This window comes from Bacteroides sp. BFG-606 (genome assembly GCF_024788145.1).
GTDB classification, from domain to species: Bacteria; Bacteroidota; Bacteroidia; order Bacteroidales; family Bacteroidaceae; genus Bacteroides; species Bacteroides vicugnae.
In genome coordinates this window covers 4,056,264-4,079,225 of sequence record NZ_JANUIL010000001.1, presented here as the reverse complement: position 1 = coordinate 4,079,225, position 22,962 = coordinate 4,056,264, and the positions used below count along the sequence as shown (strand labels likewise).

The window sequence follows — 22,962 nt, the reverse complement described above, 5'->3', positions numbered from 1 at the left end:
GTGTTAAGTTATTAATAGATTAATTATAAGTTTCACGAATATGTTTGATTGTCAAGGGCAGCTCCTCTCCTTTCTTTATTTGGGGAGAAGTGATGACGACCGTTTTACGTTCCCCGGGAAGAAGGTCGAAAAAGTTGTCGCTGAAACGGGCTCCCTGCAAAGGAATTTCAATAAAGACATCTTTTGCAAGAGTGGGAGAAAACAATGTCAGTTCACACATGCCGTCTTTCTGTTTCATCTTGCAGGAAACGGTTGTTTCAGGCAGAAGCAGGTCTTTTGTTTTTCTAAAGAAGTATACGGTTTCGGCAAGAGTATTTCCTGCCTTGTCTTTCAGGGTCAGTTGCATGAAACAGCGTTGCTGTTCTTCCGGTGATAGCCAGATATCGGGTTTTATACGGTACACACATTGGGAAGTGTTAGCCGGAACTGACAATGTGTTGAGTCGTATCGGCTTGCCTTGTTTCTTTCCGTCAAAATCTGTTACTTTCATTTCCAACGTCAGGTGGTCTTTGGTGTCCGGACAGTCGGAAATCAGGTAGATATTGAGGCTGTCGTTCTGCCGGATAGGATTGATGAGAATTGGAGCAAAGGCTCGTTTGGCTTGGTAATGCAGGGCTTTCCAGTTACCGTAATAGTCGATGCTCGACCAGGATACTACCGGCCAGCTGTCATTCAGTTGCCAATACAGGGTGCCCATACAGTAAGGACGGTTCCGGCGGTGTGCTTCCAGTCCGTGACGCATTCCTTGTCCTTGCAGCACTAGTCCGACATAGACAAAGTCTTCAAATTTTTCGGGGATGATATAGTCGCGCTCCATGTAGGTACGAATCAGGGCGTTGCCGATGCTGCTTTTCTGATGAGCATTCATCACTTCCGATTCTATCTGATAATCTTCCGGAGCGGCGAAAGTGGAGATGGTCTTCATTTCCGGGAAGGACTGGAAACCGAATTCGCTCATGAAACGGGGCAGGTCTGTATCAAGTGACTCGAATGTTTTTTGACCATACCAGACTCCCCAGTTATGGCTGTCTCCTATCCCCCAGGATTCGGGACGCCCCCAGTTGGCAAAATATGGGGAGCTGTGTATGTAGAAACGGTCGGCATCCAGTTCCTTCACCTTGGCAGGAAGGAGCTGATGGAACAGTTTGTCGTAGCCTCGAAACATTTCCTGATAGATTTCGGGCGGGAAGTTCTTGTCGAATCCCCAATATTTTAAGGCTTCCAGTATTTCGTTATTGCCGCACCACATCGCCAGGGAAGCATGATTGCGAAGGCGACGGATATTATAGCAGGCTTCCGCCTCTACCCTTTTCAGGAAGGTGGGGTCGGACGGATAGGGAGTGCAGGCAAACATGAAGTCTTGCCACACCAGTATTCCGTTTTCATCTGCCAGGTCATAGAAGCGATCATCTTCGTACGTCCCACCTCCCCATACACGAATGACATTCATGTTCGCTTCGCGGATGTCGCGGAATAAGGTTTGGTAGCGTTCGGTAGTGACGTTAGTCAAGAGTGCATCCTGGGGGATGTAATTGGCTCCTTTGGCAAACATCGGTACACCGTTTACTTCAAAATAGAAGGATTCTCCGTCTTTATCTTTTTCATTAACGAGGCGAACGGTACGCAGTCCTATCCGGTGCGATTGCTCGGCTACGACTTTATCTTCTACTATGATTTGAGCGGAGAAATCATACAGGGCGGGCTTTCCCCATCCATTCGGCATCCAACGTACGGGGGATGCCACTTCGGAAGGTATGGAAACATGATTGATTCCGGGCTGTAAGGTGATTGCCTGGCTGATGCTTTTTTCTGCACTTCCTTCGAATGAGGTATTGATTCTCACCTCTGCCTGAAGTGGGCGGGGGAGTATGTTGTTTATTTCTAACTCATTAGACAGGTTTGCGAGCTGGTCGGTCAGTGCGAGTTGCTTTACATGGTAGTCACTGATAGAAGCTGCGTCATAAAAACGGATGGTCACCGGACGCCAGATGCCGCTGGTCACCATGCGGATTCCCCAATCCCAGCCATAGCTGTAAGGGGCTTTACGGGAGAATACGCTTAAATGTTTGTCGTGATGGTCGTTGTCTGCCGGATAGTTGAATCCGTTCGAGTTATATTGAGGCAGTGTCTGCCGGATGGGGGAATGAAAATAGATGTGAAGAAGGTTTTCTCCGATACGGAGTTGGGACTTGACGGGTATGGTATAGCCGACAAACATGTTATCGGTTTTCAGCAACAGTGCTCCATTGAGGTATACATCGGCATACGTGTCAAGGCCTTCAAAAACCAATTGGGCGTCATCCCGTTTCAGTTGTTCGGGGGTAACTGTAAAAGCAGTCCGGTATTCCCAGTCTTCATTTTCCACCCACTGAATCTTTTGTTCATTGATGCCATAAAAAGGATCGGGTATTTGTTTATGGTTGATAAGGTCCTGATGAACGGTGCCCGGAACCTGTGCCGATTGCCACAGCTCTGTTTCTGCCTGGGAAAATTCCCAACCTGTATTTAGAACGACAACTTCGGAATTGTCATTGCTCTGTGCATATGCCATACTGCAACAGCATAGTAATCCACATGCTATTTGAGCCTTTTTTCCGATCAAATTAATCATCATAGTGGGGGCATTAGATATTAACGGATTCAAAGATATTGTTTTTTCAGCAAATTTCACTGATAATTTAACAAAATATGTTGTTTTTGCATGCTACGATAAATATACGGCTTTATTCTTTTATCATATCAGATAGTTTAACCGCTATTATATCTTTCATTTCACTCCTAACAAATCTGTTAATTTCACCGTCTGAAAAGTCATGTGTGCCACACTGCTCTCATATAGAATACCGATTGTCTCTTTATCAATCATCGTCAGGCAACTATATCCCCATCCTTCTGCTTCGTCGAGCATGATTTGATGTTCGGGCAACCAGGTAAGTCCTTTATCCAGACTTGCTTTTATTGTTATATGATTGCGCCCTTTAGTCGTATCCGGATTTGAAAACAACAGGAGGTCTTTATTCAAAACGTTGTCCTTGGCATCGACATGAATCAAGCTGGCCATACATACCGGTTCCTGAAGTGCCTTACGTGAAGACGGATGTTCTGTCCAGGTTTTTCCCAAATCTTTGGTTAGGGCGACAGCACGGCTTCCTCCTCTATTATCACGCATATTCAGCATTAATACTCCCGGTTCTATTTCAGCAACTTGTGCTTCCGTCGTATTAGTCCGTGCCGGATGATGCATTTTCCATGTTTTTCCCCGATCTTTACTATACATGATTCCTGCATTCGGGATACGGGTAGAGTCGATAAACTGTGTTGGAAAGACTAATGTACCGTCGCTCATCGTTATTCCTCGTCCGGGACCTTGAAGCAGAAAATACCAGGAGGGATCTTTTACCTGTTCTGTTATATTGATCGGTTTCGACCAGGTTTTACCATCGTCTGTACTCTTTGCCAATACCAGCTGTGCGGTATGGTTTATATCCATTCCCGGATGGGAGCTCCACCAGGCACGTTGATTACCCATACCATGGGTCCATGCGGCAACCACCCAGACGGTATTCGTTTGGGTATCTACCAAAATAGAGGGATCTCCTACCCCATTCTGTGCTTTAGGTAAACCACCGTACTCACCAAATGAAAGCGGAAGACGCATCTTCTCCCAGCTCTTCCCTCCGTCAGTGCTACGACTTAAACCCACATCTACATATTCCTGTAAATCGACACTACTATTATATCGGACATCGTACACTCCCAATAATGTTCCTTTATTGGTTGTCACCAATCCGGGAATACGGAAGGAAGCAGAACCATCATTACCGGCATGACGGACTCCGACTGCCATCCGGTGAGTAACATTCTTCGGAGAAATAGATTTACAATAGAGTTCTTTCCCGTCCACTTTTACAGCACGTAAATCAGAGACTACTTTAGTATGCAAAGAGGCATCTGTTTTCATCTGCAAACTGATCCAAAAAAAGTTGACACCTGGAAATAAATTGTAATTACCTCTTAATACGACTTTTTCTGATGGTCCGACCTCTGCACATTTTATGGAATAGGAAGGATTAGCCGCCAATGTCGCACCCGGTCGATGGCTGGATATGTACTCTACAGGGGCAAAGCGATTTTTGTTTTGATCTTGTAAGGCCTCTGTTCCTCCATAATAGAGTTTGATTGCCTGAACATCCGCTAAATTGGTACTTTTACTGAAATCTAAAACTACTTCATCGAGCATCTTGCTTTCCTTTGCATCCAACCGGATATAGAACAGAACATTGTCCTGCCGCTCTATCAAAACCGGGATTTGTGTTTCATGAATAAACACTGTGTCTGAAGCTTTTACGTCAAAAGAATAGCCTAATAAGACAAGGAAAAGTAAATAAAAAATTCTTCTCATAATGGGGGTATTAGTTAGTTTAACGCGATAAAGATAAAACTTTTCTACCATAATACAGCTATGCAAACAGTTAACTTTCATTTTACCAAGTTCTGGTAGGACTAGTCAATACCTTGACCACTGTTCTGGCTCTTGTCATCATTGATAAGGTAGGCCGCAAGAAGCTGGTTTATTACGGAGTTTCGGGAATGGTTGTTTCTCTGATTCTCATCGGCCTGTACTTCCTCTTCGGAGATTCCCTGGGAGTATCCAGCCTCTTCCTGCTTATTTTCTTCCTGTTCTATGTATTCTGTTGTGCCGTGTCTATCTGCGCTGTGGTGTTCGTGCTCCTCTCGGAGATGTATCCCACCAAGGTTCGCGGACTGGCCATGTCGATAGCAGGATTCGCTCTCTGGATCGGAACGTACCTGATCGGACAGTTGACCCCCTGGATGCTCCAGAACCTTACCCCCGCCGGAACATTCTTCCTGTTCGCCCTCATGTGCGTGCCATATATGCTGATTGTCTGGAAACTCGTGCCGGAGACTACCGGGAAGTCACTGGAGGAGATTGAAAGATATTGGAACCGTTCGGAATAGTAAAACAAAAAGACCTTAATAACTTAATAATAAAAGATGTATGGATTTTAAGAAATTGGCAAATCAATACAAGGATGAACTCTTGAATAATGTTCTTCCTTTCTGGCTTGAAAACTCACAAGATCATGAATATGGAGGCTACTTCACCTGTTTGGATCGTGAAGGAAGAGTTTTCGATACAGATAAGTTTATCTGGCTGCAAGGCCGCGAAGTGTGGATGTTCTCTATGCTTTACAATAAAGTGGAAAAACGTAAGGAATGGCTGGATTGTGCCGTTCAAGGTGGTGAGTTTTTAAAAAAATATGGACATGATGGAGACTATAACTGGTATTTTTCCCTTGACCGTTTGGGTAGACCATTGGTAGAACCATACAATATCTTTTCATATACATTCGCTGCCATGGCTTTCGGGCAATTAAGCCTTGCAACCGATAATCAGGAATATGCTGACATTGCTAAGAAAACCTTCGATATTATCCTTTCCAAAGTAGATAATCCGAAAGGTAAATGGAATAAACTTCATCCGGGCACTCGTAATCTAAAAAATTTTGCCCTGCCGATGATACTATGCAATCTTGCTATGGAAATTGAGCATATTTTAGGCAAGGACTATTTGGAACAAGCGATGGATACTTGTATTCATGAAGTTATGTCTGTCTTCTATCGTCCCGAACTTGGTGGTATCATTGTTGAGAATGTAGATGTGAATGGTAATCTGATAGATTGCTTTGAAGGACGGCAGATTACCCCTGGCCATGCGATTGAAGCCATGTGGTTTATAATGGATTTAGGGAAACGCCTAAACCGTCCGGAATTAATCGAAAAGGCTAAGAACATCACTCTTACAATGCTTGAATATGGTTGGGATAAAGAATATGGAGGTATCTATTATTTTATGGATCGTAACGGTTGTCCTCCCCAACAACTGGAATGGGACCAGAAACTATGGTGGGTGCATATTGAAACACTCATATCTCTTCTGAAGAGTTATCAATTGACCGGAGATAACCAATGTCTGGAATGGTTTGAAAAAGTACACGATTATACATGGAGTCATTTTAAAGATAAAGAATATCCCGAATGGTATGGCTACTTAAACCGGAGAGGTGAAGTACTACTACCATTGAAAGGAGGAAAATGGAAAGGATGTTTCCATGTACCAAGAGGGTTATACCAATGCTGGAAAGTATTGGAACAGCTATAAACAATAACGGATATGTTAACCAATCTATATTAATAATCTAAAAATTAATTCTATGACAGAGTTTAACTCAAAAATCAAAAAAAACTCTCGTATATTGAAAATATTTATGTTTTCATTATGCGCACTATTTGCATGTGCTATCAGTAGTCATGCACAGAGTTTTGTGAAAGGAACTGTTACTGATGGTATAGGGGAACCTCTACCAGGAGTAAGTGTTGTTGTAAAAGGAACTACTAATGGCACAATTACAGATGTAAATGGAAAATACAGCATTCAGGCCACAGCAAAAGACATCTTATCATTCTCTTATGTTGGAATGGCAGATCAGGAAATAAAAGTAGCAGGTCAGAATACCATTAATGTGGTTCTGAAAGATGATGTGGCGGCTTTGGATGAAGTTATTGTTGTCGGATATGGTACTGCCAAAAAACAATCTTTGACCGGAGCCGTATCTGCGGTAAAAGGTGATGAACTGTTGAAAGCACCGGCAACCAATGTATCGAGTCTTTTAGGTGGACGCTTGCCGGGTATTTCATCCGTCCAAGTATCCGGTGAACCGGGAGATGACCAGGCTACATTACGGGTTCGTGGCTCTATTTATAATGTTACCTATATAGTGGACGGAATGCCTCGTTCTATTAATGATATTGATCCTAATGACATTGAAAGCGTATCTGTCTTAAAAGATGGAGCTTCTGCAGCAGTTTATGGATTAAAAGGAGCGGGTGGTGTTATTATTATAACTACTAAAAAAGGTCAGGAAGGAAAATCTAGAATCACTTATAACGGTTCAATAGGAGCATCTATGAATGCAAACTTCCCACAGTTTATGAATGGACCTCAATTTGCTTATTATTATAACATGGCTGACATGATGGATAAAATGGCAAATGGAAGTATTTCGGAGATTAGTCAATATACTCCTGTTTTTACAAAGGCAAATGTAGAAGCGATGTTGAATGGTGATCCTACTGACGGATGGGATAATGTTAACTATATTGATAAAGTATTCGGAACCGGTATCAACCAGAAACACAATGTAACAGTACAAGGAGGTAGTGATAAGATGCGTTACTTTGCTTCTGTGGGTTATTTAGGTCAAAAAGGTAACATTGATAATTTCTCTTACAAGAGATATAATTTGAGAACTAATCTCGAGACTCAATTGGCTAAGAACTTCCAGTTAAGTTTAGGTATTGCAGGAAATGTTGGCAAGCGTGAGACTCCGGGATATGCTTCGGGTGGTACGGATTCTAATTCCGAACTAGGTGAACAAGGCTGGTTGTCAGTAGCTCATCAGACTATAATGATGCACCCATATTTGCCGGAAACATACGACGGACTTTATAGTGCTACTACACAGAATAACACAAGTCTGCCCAACAGTCCGTTGGCTGCTATTTATGAATCCGGATATAAGCATACTAACAGCTTTGATTTACAGACCAACATCTCTTTACAATATAATGTACCTTGGGTTAAAGGCTTGAGCGTGAAAGTAACCGGAGCTTATGACTATACAACTTCTCATAATAAGAATCTGAATACGCCTTATTCTACATATATACATAGAATGCCGACTTCAACAACAGATTGGACTTGGTCTAAAGCAGATGATCCCCGTGGTACAGCCAATGGAATAAATTTAGGTGAAGGACAATACAGCTCTCATCAAATGGTAGGTCAAGGGAGTATAAACTATGCAAACTCCTTCGGAAAGCATAATGTGGAAGCAATGGTATTAGCGGAAATCCGGGACTATAAAGAAAATAGCTTCTCCGGATATAATAAAAATATGAGTTTCTCCGAACTTCCTGAATTAAGTTTTGGTCAGCCGGCTGACTCCCCAATCTCGGGCTACAGTGATGCAAATCGTAGCATAGGTTATGTTTTCCGTCTGAAATATGACTATGACAATAAGTATCTGGCAGAATTTACAGGTCGATATGACGGCTCTTATAAATTCGCGGGTAACGTCAGTGGAAAACGTTGGGCGTTCTTTCCATCAGCATCTGTAGCATGGAGAATATCCAAAGAAAATTTTATGTCTGATTTGACATTCTTGGATGACATGAAGATTCGCGCATCCATTGGTTTGTTAGGAAACGATGCAGTGAGCCCATACGCATTCCTTAGTACTTATGATTTGATGGATAGCAACAAAAATGCATACCAGACAATTTTGAATGGAAAAGTAATGCAAGCATTACGTGCTTCTGTTATAGCTAATCCTACTCTGACTTGGGAGAACACTTTAACCTACAATGCGGGTTTTGATTTTACCATGTGGAATGGTCTGTTAGGTGTAGAATTCGATGCATTTTATAATTACACCTACGATATCCTGACATCCATGGGAGGTGATTATCCACCATCCATGGGAGGATATTATTATACCTATGCCAATTACAATAAGGTAGATAGCAAAGGAGTTGAAGTAACGGTGAGTCATCGTAATAAATTAAATTTAGCAGGTAAGCCATTCTCCTATGGTGCGAGCTTCAATCTGACATTTGCAAGAAACCGCTACCTCCGCTATCCGGATAGTCCTAATACAGTAGAATGGAGAAAACGTACAGGACGTAGTGTAGATGCCTCTGTTGTGTGGATTGCAGATGGTCTATTCCGTTCGGAAGAAGAAATAGACAATTCAGCCTGGTATGGCACCCGTCCTAATGTAGGTGATATCAAGTATAAAGATTTGAATGGTGATGGTAAAATAGACGAAGATGATAGAACACGTGTTGGACGTGGTAATCGTCCGGAACTAACTTATGGTTTGAACTTAAATTGTGACTGGAATGGATTCGATTTAAGTGCACAATTTACCGGAGGTGCATTGTTCGACGTATCATTGACAGGTACTTATTATAATGGCTATGACGACAACACTGTTTGGACACAAGCATTTAAAGAAGGTGCCAACTCACCATTATACTTGGTTCAGAATGCATATACAGTAGAAAACCCGAATGGAACATTCCCCCGACTTACGCTGGGCAATCAGGGGCATGGAGGAGATAATGGACTAGCTTCCACTTTCTGGCTGCGTAATGGTAGATACCTTCGTCTCAAATCTGCACAATTAGGTTATACATTCCCCAAGAAATGGATGAGCCCCGTAGGTATTCAGAATCTAAGAATTTATGTAGAAGGTTCCAATTTATTCACGATTTGCGGTCTTCCTGATGGAATCGATCCTGAATCTCCGGGAGTAAATAACGGATACTATCCTCAACAACGCACTATTATGGGCGGTATAACTTTGACTTTCTAAACCTTTAAAAGTTCTATTATGAAAACAAAAGTATTAAGTATCATATTGTTGGGAGCCTCTTTAGGGCTTGGCTCATGTAGCGATTATCTGGACATGACTCCAACAGACAGAGCATCAGATAAACTTGTATGGAGTAAACTTGACTATGCAGAGCAAGCAGTCAACGATTTCTATCGCTATATAGATTATTTAGGAGTCTATCGGGACGGACAATGTTTGGCAGGAATGACAGAAGCTTTGACGGATCAGCTTAAATATGGTTCTTACAACTATATGGCCAAATGTCAAATACCCAGTGAAATTGCTTATGGAGGTTCTGTCCTTACGGTGAACTATGTTAGTACTTATTTAGGTAACTGGGGTACTATGTACGAGTACGTGCGCCGCGTCAATGAAGGTATCAACAAATTAAAGAAGTATGCTTCATTCAATCAGACTGATGAAGAACGCCTGGAAGCTGAAATGCGTTTTTTCAGAGGATATCTCTATACAGATTTATTAAAACGTTATAAAGAAGTTATCATATACGATGAGAACTTGGATAATATCCAAAAGGATATGCCGGTTAGTTCGGAAGCCGATGGATGGAACTTTGTATATAATGATTTGAAGTATGCTGGCGAACATTTGCCTGTCGATAAAACTCCTAACGGACGTCTAACCAGCGGAGCTGCTTATGCAATGTTGTCAAGAGCTATGTTGTATGCTGAAAGATGGGATGATGCTCGCATCGCAGCTGAAAAGGTGATGGCAATGGGCTATGAACTGGAAGCAAAAGAAGACTATTCAAATGCCTTTAAAGCGGGAAGCAAAGAAGCCATTTTACAATATTGTTATGATAAAAGTTCTACTGTGACTCATGACTTTGATGGATATATGACTCCTGGAGGTGATAAAGTATTGGATGGTAACTCCATGACTGGAGGATTTGGTACCCCAACACAAGAAATGGTTGAATCGTATGAATATGCAGATGGCAGTGGTTTCCCTGATTGGAGTGCATGGCATACTGCTGAAGGTACTACAGCTACTCCTCCTTACGATAAGCTGGAACCGCGCTTTAAAGCTACCATTCTTTATAATGGAGCAACATGGAAAGGTAGAACTATAGAATCTTTCGTAAATGGTACTGATGGCTGGGCTGCATGGAAAACGGATGCGAAGCCGGAAGGGCGTTCTACCACCGGATACTATTTGCGCAAACTGGTAGACGAGGATCACAACTTTACTTCCATACAAGCCAGTACGCAGCCATGGACGGAAATTCGTTATGCAGAAGTCTTATTGAATCATGCAGAAGCCTGCTATCATTTGAATGGCTATACGGATAAGGCAAATAAAGATATTAAAGATATTCGTAACAGAGTCGGCTTATCTTACACAGACAAAAGCGGTAATGATTTAATAAAAGCCATCCGTCAGGAACGTAAAGTGGAACTTGCATACGAAGGACATTACTATTGGGATATGCGGCGTTGGAAATTATCTGCAACAGCATTTACCGGTATTCGTCTTCATGGAATGAAAATAGAGCAAAATGCAAATGGATCTTTCACTTACATTTATACACAATGTGACGATAAAGATCGTAATTTCCCGACTAAGATGTATCGTTTCCCAATGCCACAGGCAGAGTTGGATAATAACGGTGCAGTAACTCAATATGCAGAATGGCAATAAATCTAAAATGAAAACATTATGAAAAAGAATATACTATATCTATTATTAGGGGTTTTGGCTCTCACGAGTTCTTGCCAAGATCCGGAATATGTGCTTCCTACTGCGGACAGGCAGGGAATCACGAGCTTGACTGCGCTCTTTACTTCTGGACCATACGTAGATAAAGAAGCAGTAGTGTATACCATTGCAGATGCTTCTGTAGATAAGTATGTAATCCCTATGCCATGGTATTATCCTGAAAATAGCGATAATGAAACTTCAGAATATATGAAGACGATGAGGGTTCAGGCAAAGTTGGCGCCCAACTGTACCATTGAGCCGGTTCTTTCAATTCTGGACTTGACTAAAGAAAACTATTTCACTTACACAGACGCTCAAGGATATAAGAAACAAATCTGTATCACAGGTGAAAGAGTTAAGTCTACTAAATGTCAGTTACTAAGTTTCTCAATACCATCAGAGGATATTACCGGTATTATCGATGAAGACCATAAAACTGTATCTTTAATCTCTGCAGAAGACTTATCTTCTTGCTTGGCAGATTATTCATTGTCAGCCCATGCAACCATGTCACCGGATCCTAAAACGGAGCCGCTTAATTTTAACTCGCCTGTGGAACTTACGGTGATAGCTCACGATGGAGTGACAAAACAAACGTATACCATTCAAAAAGCAGTACCGGATAAGATCCCTTACGGATACAGAAAAGGTAGTGAAACAGAATTATTCAAATTGGATATGGGAGTTATCGGATTACCTTGGACCGATGCTAATTCACCCTCTTTGGCCGTTAGCGGAAATAATTTGGTAGTTTGCCTAGGAGATGGTGCCACCACTCCTACATATTACAATGCATCTACCGGAAATAAGATTGGTAATGTAACTTTGGGAAGTGTGAGTGTTGCTTCTTTGGGATGTATGACGAGTGATAGTAAGGGAAATATATTATTAGCTACCAAGGCTACTAACGGTAAATCCTTCTCTATCTATAAAACTTCGTCTGTGACAACAGCTCCGACTTTATTGACAACTTATACCAATAGTACAGGTCTGGATATGGGTACGAAAGTGTCTGTTCAAGGAGATATCAATACTAATGCCTCTATTATTGCCACTTGCGACGGAGCATCGGGCTCTGGTTCCAACAAGTTTGTCCGTTGGATTATAACAGATGGCGTACTGGGAAGTCCTCAAGTTGTTTCAGTAAACGGTGTAGATAGTTGGGGAGCACCTGTATCAAACACTAAAGTTGTGACTAAGGGAACTACCGCTCAAAGTGATTATTTCTTGTCATATTATGACGCTAACATACTTTATTGGGTGAATGGAGCAAGTAACAATGCAGCCAAATCTTTGGCAGATTCCGACAATGGTAATTCTTGGGCAATGAACAACAACTGTCTGGATGCAAGAAGCTTTAATAATGCACAATATCTTGTATTGGTATGTACAGCTCATTTCCCACAATGGGGTGGAACTCCATACCTATATATGTATGATGTAACATCAGACGGATCATTCACCGGTACAGTATCTACTTCGGATGCTTTGTCATTCAATCCGACACTTTCTTCGTTCAACTCTGCTGATGGTGTAGCTGCAACAGGCGATGTATTGCTTGCCCCAACAACAGATGGATATAAACTCCGTGTTTACTACGTGGATAACAACTGTAAGGTTATCGGAGGATATGAATTTGATTGTATCGACAAATAATTAAAGTAGTATCTACTTAATAAAACAAATATGATATGAGAAAATTTCTAGAAATACTAATACTGACTTTCTTGGGAGCAGTTACAATAACCTCCTGTAGTGATAATTCTGATGGAATTCCCGGATGGCCGTGGAACGATAATTCGACAGAAAAGCCGGACGAGCCGGATGTTACAGAAGCTAAGCCACGATATATTTGGATTGATGCGGCTGCTAATTTTCCTGACTATGCCAATAGTAAGGAAAACATAGCCAAAGATATGGAAAAGATAAAAGCGGCAGGATTCACTGATATTATTGTCGATGTACGTCCCACTACAGGAGATGTATTATTCAATACAAATGTTGTAGATCAGGTGAAACGTATGGATGTATGGGGTAATTCCGGATATAGTTATTATGAAAGGACGGAAACTTGGGATTACTTACAAGCATTTATTGATGAGGCTCGTAAACAGGAATTAAAAGTGAATGCATCCATCAATACATTTGTAGGCGGTTATTTATGTCCGTATAATCTGGGGCATGATGGAGTATTATTCCGTGATGATTCTAAAAAAGGATGGGCTAGTGTAGCTAATTTGGCTGATGGGCTAACCAATACAATGGATTTGTTGGACGATGAGACTGATTATGGGACAAAATTCTTCAACCCGGCTAATGATGATGTACAAAACTTCGTTTTACAATTATTGGCCGACTTGGCTAAATATGATCTGGATGGCATTATACTAGACCGTTGTCGTTATGATGACTATGGTTTAGAAAGTGATTTTTCAGACATTTCCAAACAGAAGTTCGAAGAATACATCGGTGAAACTGTAGCAAACTTCCCGGCAGATATTATGGCACCCGGTACGGATGAACTTCCTTCGGAACAGCCTGCCTATTTTAAGAAGTGGCTGGAATTCAGAGTGAAAGTTATTCATGATTTCGTTGTAAAGGCGCGCGACAAGGTTAAATCTGTCAATAACAATATCAAATTTGGAGTTTATGTCGGTGCTTGGTATTCTACATACTATACGTCAGGTGTAAACTGGGCCAGCCCTAAATACAACACCTCTACTTACTATCCGAAATGGGCTACTGCCGATTATAAAAATTATGGATATGCAGATCATTTAGACTATATCTTCTTGGGTGCCTATGCTTCCGTGAACAATATATATGGAAGCGGGGAGTGGACCATGGAAGGCTTTTGCAAGAATGGACGCGAATTGCTACAAGGTGATGTACCTTTTGCCGGTGGACCGGATATAGGTAACAGTACCGGATGGACCGACGGAGGACAATCTGCCAAAATTCCGGATGCCATTGATGCTTGTATCAATAATAGCGACGGTTTCTTTGCCTTCGACCTTTGCCACATTAAGATGTATGACTACTGGAATGCTTTTAAAACGGGCTTTGATAAATATCTGGAATCTATCGAAGAATAAGGTTTGAACTAACCAACTAATTATGAAAATATATTTATTACAATTTTTTTTATTAGTAGGTCTGGGCTTGAATTTACAAGCCCAGATTCCTTCTAATCATATTCGCGGGAAAGTGACTTGCGATGGAATAGGAATTCCAGGAATAGTAGTTACCGACGGAATAGACTGTACGTTGACTGACCAACAAGGCCAATACACTCTCCTCTCCAATAGAGATGTTCGTTTTATTTATTTATCCACTCCTTCCGGATATTTGCCGAAAGCAGAACAAACAATACCTTTATTCTATCAAAAGCTGAATCCGGCCAAACAAGGTGTTTACGATTTCGAATTGATAAGAAATCCGCAAAATGAAATGAATCATCTTTTTTTGGTGCAGGCAGATGCCCAAGTGACTTCCGAGGATGATGTAAAAGCCTATGCAAAATATTTGCAGGATATGAAAGAATATATTCGTCCTTATATAGGTAAAAAAGAGGTATTCGGTATAGATTGTGGGGATATTGTAGGAGATACCCCCTCTTTATATCCCTCATATATAAACACGGTATCATCATTAAAGCTTCCCATATATCGGGCAATCGGTAATCATGACATGACGTATGGAGGACGTACTTTTGAATACTCCTATCGTACTTTCGAAAGTTATTTCGGTCCCATCTATTATTCATTTAATAAAGGAAATGCACATTATATCGTACTCGATAATTGCTTTTATGTCAACCGTGATTATCAATATATAGGTTACATTGATGAACGCACTTTCCAATGGCTGGAGCAAGACCTCTCATACGTGCCTAAAGACAAACTTGTCTTTGTGGTAATGCATATTCCTTCCAGTCTTCAGAAGAAGTTAAGATATAATACCCTAGATCAGGATGAAACTGTAAATACAGCTGCACTGTACAAACTATTGGAAGATTATAATGCTCATATCATTTCCGGACATACACATTTCAATTTGAACGTATGCTTTAATGATTCATTAATGGAACATAATACAGCTGCCGTATGCGGTACTTGGTGGCGTGCAGATATTAATGTGGACGGCACTCCGAGGGGATACGGAGTATATGAAGTAGATGGGAATCAAGTGAAATGGATATATAAAAGCGCAGGCTATCCGGCAGAACATCAGCTACATGTATATCCTGCGGGATCATCCGACGAGCATCCTTCTGATATCATTGCTAATGTATGGAACTGGGATGAACAATGGAAAGTGGAATGGTATGAAAACGGAAAGCGAATGGGAGAAATGCAACGTTATAAAGGGTACGATCCTACAGCCAAAGCAATCTGTTCTGACAAAGAAAAGGTGAAGTATGAATGGATTTCCCCTGTTCTTACCGAACATCTTTTTCATGCTACTCCCCACAATAAGAATGCTAAAATGGAAGTGAAAGTAACAGACCGCTTCGGTAATGTATACACTAAAGCTATAGAAAATAAATAAAGATAATATGTTGAGAGCCAGATATTTTATATTATTGATATGTTTGTCGTTTCTTTTGAAGGCAGAAGCTAAAGTAACTCTAACTTCCATTTGGGGGAGTAATATGGTGTTGCAGCAACAATCAGAGGTTACTTTCTCTGGAACGGCAACTTCGGGAAAACGCGTGCAAGCTATCGCTTCATGGGATAATAAAAAAGTCCAAACGAATGTTGATACAAAAGGTGAATGGAAACTTACGCTTCAAACACCGAGAGCCGGAGGGCCATACAGTATAACGTTCTCGGACGGAGAGGAACTCAAGTTACAAAATATTTTAATAGGAGAAGTCTGGTTCTGTTCCGGACAGTCGAATATGGAGATGCCTGTAAAAGGATTCCGTGGACAGCCAGTGTTTGGCTCCCAGCCGTACATTGTATCTGCCAATCCTCAACGTCCATTGCGTCTCTATACAGTAAAAAATGCCTGGAGTACCACTCCACAGGAAGCTGGGGTGGAAGGAGAATGGGAAGAAGCCTCTCCGGAAGAAGTTGCTAATTTCAGTGCGACAGCTTATTTCTTTGGTAATCAGCTACAACAATCTCTGGATATTCCCGTCGGACTGATACATTGTTCCTGGAGTATGTCAAAAATAGAGGCCTGGATGGATAAAGAGACTTTGTCGGACTTCCCGGAAATAGCATTACCCTGCGTGGAACAGAAAGAGTTTGAATGGATGGCAGGGACTCCCACATTATTATGGAATGCAATGGTAAATCCATGGAAAGGATTTCCTGTTAAAGGAGTTATCTGGTATCAAGGCGAAGCAAACACACCCGATCCTGGATTATATAAAAGATTATTTCCTGCGATGGTTTCCCAATGGAGAACATTCTTCAATAATCCCCAAATGCCATTTTATTACGTACAGATTGCGCCGTGGAAATCGGAAGGCAATGATAAACAGGATTGGGCTTGGTTCCGTCAATGTCAGTTGGAATTGATGTCAGAAGTTCCTAATGTCGGGATGGTGACAACAGGAGATGCCGGAAGTGAAAACTTTATTCATTCACCTTATAAAATAAAGATCGGTGAGCGATTGGCTTATTGGGCATTGGTAAAGACCTATCATCGTAAAGGTATTCAATATTCCGGTCCTATATATAAATCACACCGGATAAAAGAGAACATAGTAGAAATAGATTTTGAACATGGTGAAGATGGATTGACTCCTGAAAATCAAAATATAAAAGGATTTGAAATAGTCGGGACAGATGGTATATTCCGATCGGCTAAAGCAGAAATAATCAATGGCTCATCCACTGTAAAAGTATGGAATGATTCTGTAAATGATCCGGTAGAGGTGCGCTATTGTTTCCGGAATTATATGTTGGGAGAACTATGTAACAATGCGGAAATTCCTGCTTCTCCTTTCCGGATTGTAATCAAGAAGAAACCTGCTTTAATGTGGTTTGATGCCGAAGCTAATTTCGAACGTTTCAGTCATAAAGACTCGATAGACTACTATCTGGAGAAAATCAAATCATTAGGTTTTACCCACGCAATAGTGGACATCCGCCCCATTACCGGAGAAGTACTTTATCAAAGCCAGTTTGCCCCACAGATGAAGGAATGGAATGGTGCAAAAGCTGGGAATTTTGATTACTTGCAACATTTCATTAAAAAAGGGCATGAATTGGGACTTGAGATTCATGCTTCCCTAAATGTGTTCTGCGCCGGACACAATTATTTCGATCGCGGAATGGTATATAGCGGACATCCGGACTGGGCATCAATGGTGTATACTCCCGAGAAAGGCATTATTCCAATCACGGAAGAAAAACAGAAATACGGTGCTATGATTAACCCCTTGAATGAGGAATATCGGACGCATATTCTGAATGTACTGAAAGAAGTGGTGACCAATTATCCTGATTTGGATGGACTGATGCTCGATCGCGTACGTTATGATGGAATAACAGCCGACTTTTCATCACTTTCGCGTGAGAAATTTGAAGAATATATAGATAAGAAAGTGACCAAGTTCCCCGAAGATATTTTTGTTTGGAAGAAGAATGCTGGTGGGAAGTATATCATGCAACCGGGAAAGTTTTTCCAGAAATGGATTGAATGGAGGACGAAAAACATTACTGATTTTATGGCATTGGCACGTAAAGAAGTTAAAGCTACCAATCCAAAAGTTTCTTTTGGCACATATACTGGAGCTTGGTATCCGTCTTACTACGAAGTAGGAGTTAATTTCGCCAGTAAAAAGTATGATCCGGCTCAAGATTTCAGCTGGGCTACTCCCGAATATAAAAATTATGGATATGCAGAGCTGATTGATTTGTATGCAACTGGAAATTACTATACAGACATAACAATAGAAGAGTATAAGAAAACGAACCACAGTATCTGGAACGAAACAGACTCACAAGCTCAAGCCGGTACATGGTACTGTGTGGAAGGTTCTTGTCAACACTTACGTCAAATTCTGAAAGATAACAAGTTTATGGGTGGTATCCTAGTAGATCAATTCTACGATAACCCGGGAAAATTATCTGAAACAATAGAAATGAACCTCCGTCGATCGGATGGACTCATGGTATTTGATATTGTACACATCATCCAAAAGAATCTTTGGAAGGAAGTAGAAAAAGGAATGCGTGAAGGGGGAGCTTTATGAATAACAGAGCTTTAGCTTTAGATGCTTTAAGAGGATATGCAATTATTACGATGGTACTTTCGGCTACCATCGTAACGCATGTTCTTCCCGGTTGGATGAGTCATGCGCAAACGCCTCCGCCAGATCATGTGTTTAATCCGTTGTTACCCGGCATTACTTGGGTAGATCTTGTGTTCCCTTTTTTCTTGTTCGCTATGGGAGCCGCGTTTCCTTTTTCCATAAGGAAACGTGCTGAAAAAGGTGATTCAAAACTGAAACTTGTTTATGAAGCTGTCAAACGGGGGATTCAGTTGACTTTCTTTGCTATTTTTATCCAGCATTTTTATCCGTATATGTTAAGCTCTCCACAAGATATGAGGGCATGGTTGCTGGCTATACTCTGTTTTATTGTTCTATTTCCCATGTTTATGCGTATTCCTTTGAAGATGCCGGATTGGGTACATACTTCAATAAAAGTTGGAGCTTACATTATCGCTGCTATCATGTTAGCAACCACCTCTTATGCGGATGACAAGACATTCAGCCTATTCTCCAGTAATATCATCATTTTGTTGTTGGCTAATATGGCTATTTTCGGCTCTATTCTTTACATTTTCACAATGCATAATCGTTGGATACGTTTAGGAATTCTGATATTGCTACTGACAATGATATTAGGGAGTACAGTGGATGGTTCGTGGACACAGAGTGTATTTAATTATACTCCTCTGCCATGGATGTATCGGTTTGATTACTTGAAATACTTATTCATCGTTATTCCCGGCAGTATAGCTGGCGAATATTTAGCGGAGTGGATGAAAACATATCAAAAAGAGACGGATGATTATGCTACATCTCCTTATCGTAAAATGAGTATCATGTTGATGATATTATCCGTCGTTCTTATCATTAGTAATCTTTACGGTCTCTACACTCGTAATTTGGTTATTAATCTGGTGGTTACAGTTTTATTGCTGCTAACAGGCAAATGTATATTTCCCCACAAGGTGGATGGAATAGTCCTATTATGGAAAAAGCTGTTTAATGCAGGCGCATACTTACTTCTTTTGGGTTTGTGTTTTGAACCTTTTCAGGATGGCATTAAAAAAGATCCGACAACTTTTAGTTATTTCTTTGTTACTTCCGGGCTGGCTTTTCTGGCTCTTATATTCCTAAGTATTATTTGTGACTATTTCCGGTGTGTCAAAAGTACTCGTTTTTTAGTCATGTCCGGTCAGAATCCAATGATAGCTTATGTGGTCGGCGATTTATTGATTATGCCATTAGCTAACATATTAGGAGTTGCTTCATTGTTATCTTATTTTCAACAAAGTGCTTGGTTAGGTTTTCTCCAAGGAGTAATTCTTACTTCTTTGGCAGTTTTAGTGACTATGTTCTTCACAAAAATCAAATGGTTTTGGAGAACGTAAATATCAATGCGATTATTTTATATTAAAAAGATTTGCTTTCTGTCGCTTTTTTATAGATTCTACTATTTCCTATCCTTTGTAAATGAAAAGAAGTAGAGAAGTAAACAAATAAAATACGGTATTTATATGCATAATTACGAATAAAAGAACGGTCATTTGCATATAAATTACCGTATTATTTGCGAAAAACATACGGTTGATTCTAATGAAACGTACGGTTGGTTTTAAAGAAACACAAGGTTGGTTTATAAGAAACGCCACGTACATTTAAAAGGAAACATATTCTACTCGTAAAAATAGGATTTCTTGATTTATTAGAGGTGTTTTTAGGACTCTGTTTAGTTAAACAAAAAGCATGTATGGATTGATAAATGCATTCACTATGCGGCGCATAATATTCAATAATAATGATTATGCTCTATAATAGAAGAATTTCTTCGATTCCTGAATTATACAAATCACTAATCCGTACGATTCTTTTCTACGCCTGGCATTGAGACTGAATAAATTCGATTATAGTGCAATTCAAATATCAAAATGACATTTTATCATTTTGATATTTGAAGATTTGTTTCTATTGATATAGCGTACGAAAAAGCCGCCTATTAAGATTATTAAAATAGTGACGCTATGTCAACAGGATAGCGTTGCTATAAGCTTCATATAGCGACGCTATACCAAGCCGATAGCGACACTATTTTATTTGATTGCTTTTTTTATGATTGGACAGACAAGATCAGCATATCTCATCATGCCTAAATCTGTGAAATGAATACCATCAATTGTGGCTTCTCCATCTTCTCCCAGCATATTCTTTGAAGAGATTAAAATAATATTCTTCTCATTTTCCTTCTTTAGTCGGTTGAATATCTCCCTTAGCGTATCATTCTTTCTTTGTACTTCCTTAGCAATTCTTTCATCATAAAGTGTATGAGTGAAGATAGGATCTTCTATAAAAATGATTGGCGTATCCGGATGTTTACTACGAATGATGTGATAGAATGTTTCCATACGTTCTTTCATCTGTTCTACAGAAGCATTAGGCACAAAGTCCAAAACAAAAACACTGGCATCTACCTCGGCTATCACTTTGGCGACTTCTAAATCTAGCAATGCATTTCCACTGAATCCCAGATTGATACATTCACGATTTAATCTTCTTGATATAACGTTTGTATGTGCCATTCCGGGACGTGAAGCACAACCTCCCTGAAGAATACTGGTTCCATAAAATACAACCGGCTTCTGACGAATTGGATAATCAATTAAAGGCTGATTGATAGTAGCTAACGAATCAATCCCTATAGATAGGGAAACCAAACCGTCATAGAGAGGAAGATAAAGCATATATTCTCTCTCTTCCGGTTGCATGTTAGCAATGATTATTGCTTGATTTATTTTTCCATTCGGACGACCACTGTTTACAAAACGCCACTCCCCATTCTTCTGAAGACAATAAAGGTCTAAGCCTTTTGCACCTGTATCAGTCATGTGATTCATATGAAAATTGATAAGAGCTTCCCATTTTGCAGCTATCGTGGTAGAATTACTGCAAAAACGTATCGCCATTCCGGCAGAATTACGACTTAAATTCCATAACGGAGCACGGGAAATATTCTTCAATGAATCCGGAAGTCTTTCATATCGTACTCCGGTGGCTTCGGTGGCTTTTCCTAATAGAGGGAACTTTGATGCATCATGATATACTAGTTGGGCATATATATGACACATCAAAAAAAGCATTATAAAAACACAAATTCTTCTTTTCATATTTTGAATATTATTGTTTCAAGTTCTCCAAAAGCATTTTATTCGGGTAAAGAACATGGTTACCAATACTGATAATGCCGTTAATACTACCCCTCGTAAAAATCCCATCCATGCATTCTCATTGAAATAAACAAGCAATGATGCAATTCCTAATAAATTGATTACGGGCATAATCAACAGATCTCCTACTACATAGGCCATCATGGGATTTTGTCCGGGCATTACAAGAAAACGGGTACTCTTTACACAACGAAAATAATCACATATCACATTTAAAAGCAATAAAGCCATAAATGCCAGACCTGAAGTGAGAAATAAATAACTCAAAGTGGCGGGATCTTTTTTTATACCTCCCTGAAAAGGTTCAAAGCATAATCCCAAAACAACTAAGAAAGCTCCGGCTGTAAAAAGTTCTCTCCAAAGCTTTATAAATCCTGTGCCCTTTCTCAATAAAAAGACTCCACTTATCAGCAACGGAATATTTATTATCAGGTTCAAGACTGAACAATGTGTATAAAGTCCTGCCAAATTTACAATAATTATAGCTAATGTCAAAAGAATCATTGCGATAGCTTTCCATTTATTTGTAGATTCAACAGACGAATCATTGTGCTGCTTCAGCCACTCCATCAAATACTCTCCGGCGATGCTTCCCGGAATCACGATAAGGAGATATTGTAAATACTCAAAATGAAAAGCCCAAGGTAGAGGTGTGTAGGTGTATATAGCTTGTGTCCAGGAATTGTCAACCTGTCCACTTAATAACAAAGCCATCAATATTAGTAATACACCTATTCGTGCCCGGAGATTTTGCATTGTGAAAATATATATGACCGAACCAAAAACAGCCATATTTGCCAGCAGTAATATGATTATGTTGTTGAATGATACATCAAAAGTTCTTTCATTTGCATATTGAGTTGTCAGTAACAAGACAATGGCTATTACATAGGCCGTTACCTTGATAACTGTACGCATCCAATCTGGCATTTTCAGAGGGATGCGAATGAACATAGGAAATAGTATAATAAAACAAAGAATGGATAATAACCAGGCACGCACGTCTTGTGGATTACTTAAAACATACGGATAAAAATGTTGAATAAAAATAGCAAAGAAAGTCAATTGCACACCTCGCTTGATAGCTTCATATACTAATCGTAACTTAGTATCCCCTTTCTCAAATCTTTTTTGATCGAGAAAGGGAAAGCAGCACCCATTGCAAACAGGAAGAATGGAAAAACAAGATCCACCCAGGTGATTCCCGATAAACTGGCATCGAAAGCTCTGTCCGGAGGAGGAGTTTGTGCGTGATACATCCATCCGGGTAGAGAATTCCATGCAACAGTTGCCGAAAGCACCATCGTGA

Annotated in this window: 11 protein-coding genes and 2 pseudogenes; 9 read left to right on the top strand and 4 right to left on the bottom strand. The window is 40.3% G+C overall.

The annotated features are described in order from the left end of the window. Window positions 1–19 precede the first annotated feature (19 nt). Both NXV01_RS15225 and NXV01_RS15220 read right to left on the bottom strand, forming a co-directional pair. Window positions 20–2,614: a glycosyl hydrolase 2 galactose-binding domain-containing protein gene (locus tag NXV01_RS15225; RefSeq protein ID WP_259022809.1), complete on the bottom strand. Its 2,595-nt coding sequence runs from the start codon at window positions 2,612–2,614 to the stop codon at window positions 20–22. 153 nt (window positions 2,615–2,767) lie between these two features. Continuing rightward, window positions 2,768–4,402: a sialidase family protein gene (locus NXV01_RS15220; RefSeq protein WP_259022808.1), complete on the bottom strand. Its 1,635-nt coding sequence runs from the start codon at window positions 4,400–4,402 to the stop codon at window positions 2,768–2,770. 80 nt (window positions 4,403–4,482) lie between these two features. On the opposite strand from NXV01_RS15220, the pseudogene NXV01_RS15215 reads away from it, so the two are divergent. From NXV01_RS15215 to NXV01_RS15175, 9 genes and pseudogenes are all read left to right on the top strand, one after another. Next, a pseudogene (locus NXV01_RS15215) lies at window positions 4,483–4,980 on the top strand (MFS transporter); the annotation flags it as partial. A 40-nt stretch (window positions 4,981–5,020) separates the two neighbouring features. Further along, window positions 5,021–6,184, top strand: a complete 1,164-nt coding sequence (locus tag NXV01_RS15210; protein ID WP_259022807.1) for an AGE family epimerase/isomerase — start codon at window positions 5,021–5,023, stop codon at window positions 6,182–6,184. 52 nt (window positions 6,185–6,236) lie between these two features. Then, window positions 6,237–9,461 (top strand): TonB-dependent receptor, encoded by a 3,225-nt coding sequence (locus NXV01_RS15205; protein WP_259022806.1) that lies wholly within the window; start codon window positions 6,237–6,239, stop codon window positions 9,459–9,461. Between the two features lie 18 nt (window positions 9,462–9,479). Next, complete coding sequence (locus tag NXV01_RS15200) at window positions 9,480–11,141, top strand: RagB/SusD family nutrient uptake outer membrane protein (protein ID WP_148367931.1); 1,662 nt, start codon at window positions 9,480–9,482, stop codon at window positions 11,139–11,141. An 18-nt stretch (window positions 11,142–11,159) separates the two neighbouring features. Beyond that, a complete protein-coding gene (locus tag NXV01_RS15195; RefSeq protein ID WP_148367930.1) occupies window positions 11,160–12,857 on the top strand; it encodes a DUF5018 domain-containing protein in 1,698 nt (565 codons plus the stop codon). Window positions 12,858–12,892: 35 nt separating this feature from the next. Further along, window positions 12,893–14,296, top strand: a complete 1,404-nt coding sequence (locus NXV01_RS15190) for an alpha amylase family protein (RefSeq protein WP_234133919.1) — start codon at window positions 12,893–12,895, stop codon at window positions 14,294–14,296. A gap of 22 nt (window positions 14,297–14,318) precedes the next feature. Next, window positions 14,319–15,752, top strand: a complete 1,434-nt coding sequence (locus NXV01_RS15185) for a calcineurin-like phosphoesterase family protein (RefSeq protein WP_259022805.1) — start codon at window positions 14,319–14,321, stop codon at window positions 15,750–15,752. 7 nt (window positions 15,753–15,759) lie between these two features. Further along, complete coding sequence (locus tag NXV01_RS15180) at window positions 15,760–18,414, top strand: alpha amylase family protein (protein WP_259022804.1); 2,655 nt, start codon at window positions 15,760–15,762, stop codon at window positions 18,412–18,414. Beyond that, window positions 18,411–19,823 (top strand): DUF5009 domain-containing protein, encoded by a 1,413-nt coding sequence (locus NXV01_RS15175; RefSeq protein ID WP_259022802.1) that lies wholly within the window; start codon window positions 18,411–18,413, stop codon window positions 19,821–19,823. The genes NXV01_RS15180 and NXV01_RS15175 overlap by 4 nt, the downstream gene beginning before the upstream one ends. Before the next feature lie 699 nt (window positions 19,824–20,522). Here the strand turns inward: NXV01_RS15175 and NXV01_RS15170 are convergent. Together NXV01_RS15170 and NXV01_RS15165 are read right to left on the bottom strand one after the other, a co-directional pair. Further along, window positions 20,523–21,593 (bottom strand): SGNH/GDSL hydrolase family protein, encoded by a 1,071-nt coding sequence (locus NXV01_RS15170; RefSeq protein WP_259022801.1) that lies wholly within the window; start codon window positions 21,591–21,593, stop codon window positions 20,523–20,525. Between the two features lie 18 nt (window positions 21,594–21,611). After that, window positions 21,612–22,957: pseudogene (locus NXV01_RS15165) on the bottom strand (DUF5009 domain-containing protein). Between the last annotated feature and the right edge of the window lie 5 nt (window positions 22,958–22,962).

Excerpts from the sequence above, each read along its gene's own strand:
- NXV01_RS15225 (WP_259022809.1), bottom strand. The coding sequence starts at position 2,614 with ATGATGATTAATTTGATCGGAAAAAAGGCTCAAATAGCATGTGGATTA.
- NXV01_RS15220 (WP_259022808.1), bottom strand. The coding sequence starts at position 4,402 with ATGAGAAGAATTTTTTATTTACTTTTCCTTGTCTTATTAGGCTATTCT.
- NXV01_RS15210 (WP_259022807.1), top strand. The coding sequence starts at position 5,021 with ATGGATTTTAAGAAATTGGCAAATCAATACAAGGATGAACTCTTGAAT.
- NXV01_RS15205 (WP_259022806.1), top strand. The coding sequence starts at position 6,237 with ATGACAGAGTTTAACTCAAAAATCAAAAAAAACTCTCGTATATTGAAA.
- NXV01_RS15200 (WP_148367931.1), top strand. The coding sequence starts at position 9,480 with ATGAAAACAAAAGTATTAAGTATCATATTGTTGGGAGCCTCTTTAGGG.
- NXV01_RS15195 (WP_148367930.1), top strand. The coding sequence starts at position 11,160 with ATGAAAAAGAATATACTATATCTATTATTAGGGGTTTTGGCTCTCACG.
- NXV01_RS15190 (WP_234133919.1), top strand. The coding sequence starts at position 12,893 with ATGAGAAAATTTCTAGAAATACTAATACTGACTTTCTTGGGAGCAGTT.
- NXV01_RS15185 (WP_259022805.1), top strand. The coding sequence starts at position 14,319 with ATGAAAATATATTTATTACAATTTTTTTTATTAGTAGGTCTGGGCTTG.
- NXV01_RS15180 (WP_259022804.1), top strand. The coding sequence starts at position 15,760 with ATGTTGAGAGCCAGATATTTTATATTATTGATATGTTTGTCGTTTCTT.
- NXV01_RS15175 (WP_259022802.1), top strand. The coding sequence starts at position 18,411 with ATGAATAACAGAGCTTTAGCTTTAGATGCTTTAAGAGGATATGCAATT.
- NXV01_RS15170 (WP_259022801.1), bottom strand. The coding sequence starts at position 21,593 with ATGAAAAGAAGAATTTGTGTTTTTATAATGCTTTTTTTGATGTGTCAT.